Source organism: Kitasatospora putterlickiae (genome assembly GCF_039527695.1).
GTDB classification, from domain to species: Bacteria; Actinomycetota; Actinomycetes; order Streptomycetales; family Streptomycetaceae; genus Kitasatospora; species Kitasatospora putterlickiae.
In genome coordinates, this window is the sequence record NZ_BAAAKJ010000497.1 from 1 (window position 1) to 1,908 (window position 1,908).

The following is a 1,908-nucleotide window of genomic DNA, read 5'->3' on the forward strand; positions in this document are numbered from 1 at the left end:
CCGCTACTGGCGGGACATCAAGGCGCGGCGGATGCACGAAGACGACCCCGGGCGCGCCCGGGTGGTGGGGCGCCACCTCCTGCACGGCGAACTCCCCCGCCCCACCTGGTACGCGTGACACCCCGAGTAAGGAGCACCCCCGCATGACCAGCAGTTCCCCGACCGTCCCGCTGTCCGTCCTCGACATATCGTCCATCGACTCCGCCGGCCGCCCCGCCGACACCCTGGCCGGCACCCGCCGGCTGGTGGCGGCCGCCGACGAGCTGGGCTACACCCGGTTCTGGGTGGCCGAGCACCACAACTCGCGCGGGATCGCCGGCTCCGTCCCGGCCGTCCTGCTGGCCGCGCTCGGCGAGCGGACCAGCCGGATCCGGATCGGCGCGGGCGGGGTGATCCTGCCCAACCACCCGCCGTACGCCGTCGCGGAGTCCTTCCGGACGCTGGCCGCGCTGTTCCCCGGCCGGGTGGACCTGGGCATCGGCCGCTCGGGCGCGGACCCGGTGCTCTCCCACGCGCTACGCCGGGCGCCCGACGAGGACTTCGCGGCGGCGCTGGAGGAACTGCTCGCCTTCGTCGACGGCGGCTTCCCGGACGGGCACGTCTACCAGCGGCTGGAGGCCCTGCCGGAGCCGCCGCGGCCGCCCCGCCCGTGGCTGCTGGGCGCCAGTGTGCGCAGCGCCGTGGACGCGGGCCGGCGCGGGCTGCCGTACGCGTTCGCCCACCACTTCTTCAACTCCCGCGGCACCGAGGAGGCGCTGCGGGCGTACCGGGAGAGCTTCCGGCCCTCGGCCCGGGCCGAGCGGCCGCACGCGATCGTCACGGCCTACACGGTGTGCGGGGAGACCTCGGAGCAGGCGCACCGGCTGGCGGCGCCGGCGCTGTTCCCGGTGCTGCGGCTGAACGGCGCCTCGCCGATCGCGCCGCTTCCCACCGTCGAGGAGGCGGCGGCGTACCCGTGGACGGAGGCCGAACGGGCCGCCGCCGCCGCGCTGCTCAGCACCCAGGCGGTCGGTGACGCCGAGGACGTCCGCCGGGCGCTGGCGGACCTGCTGGAGCGCACCGGCGCGGACGAGCTGATGGTGACCAACAACGTCACCGACGTCGAGGAGAAGATCCGCTCACTGGAACGCGTGCGGGAACTCGCCCCGGCGCTGCCCGTCCCCGCCGGGGTCAGCCGGTAACGGCCGGGCGGCGGCGATGGGCGCGGGTGCCGAGGCTGTCGCGGATGCGGCCGTGGTGGGTGACCAGCCAGACCCGCTCGGGCTCCCCGGGCGGGCAGCGGTCCAGGGCGTGGTCGAGACAGCTGACCGCGAGCGCGTCGTCGCCCGCGGCGGCGGCCCGGGCGGACGCCCCGACCAGGGCCTCCCAGGCGCGGCGCTCCATCGCCTCCACCGGGGTGCCGTCCGCCTCGGCGAGCGCGATGGCGCGGTCGTAGTGGAAGGCCAGCAGCCCGGGGCGGGGCACGTCCAGCAGGGCGGCCCAGTCGGCCGCCCGCAGATGGCGTTCGACCAGGACCCGGCCGGGCAGCTGGGCGAGCGCGACATCGCGGCTGACGGCGTACCGGAAGACGTACTCGACGTCTCCGGGGACGCCGCTGCGGCGCACCCGGCGCAGCAGTTCGCGCGACTCCAGGAGTTCCAGGCCGCGGCCGACCTCCTCGGGGTCGCGCCGGCTGACGGCGGCCACCGCGCCGCGCCACAGCGTGCCGCCGACGACGGCGGCGTCGCGCAGCACCGAGCGGGCGGTGCGGTCGAGGCCGTCGAGCTGGGCGGCGGCCACGGCGAGGACGGCCGGCGGGTGGACGGCGGCCGGATCGGCGCCGGTGTCCGCCGCTCGCGCGTAGGCCTGGGCGAACAGCGGGTTTCCGTCGGCGAGGGCCGTGCGGCGGTCGTCGGCGGCCGTCGGGTG

2 protein-coding genes are annotated in these 1,908 nt (G+C 77.2%); one reads left to right on the forward strand and one right to left on the reverse strand.

The annotated features are described in order from the left end of the window. Nucleotides 1-143: 143 nt before the first annotated feature. The gene (locus tag ABD308_RS37895) at nt 144-1,181 is read left to right on the forward strand and encodes an LLM class flavin-dependent oxidoreductase (RefSeq protein ID WP_344345392.1); all 1,038 of its coding nucleotides are present in this window, start codon (nt 144-146) and stop codon (nt 1,179-1,181) included. On the opposite strand, the gene ABD308_RS37900 is transcribed toward ABD308_RS37895, so the two are convergent. After that, nucleotides 1,171-1,908, reverse strand: a 738-nt coding sequence (locus ABD308_RS37900; protein WP_425554959.1) for a hypothetical protein, incomplete at its 5' end; no start/stop codon positions are given. The genes ABD308_RS37895 and ABD308_RS37900 overlap by 11 nt on opposite strands.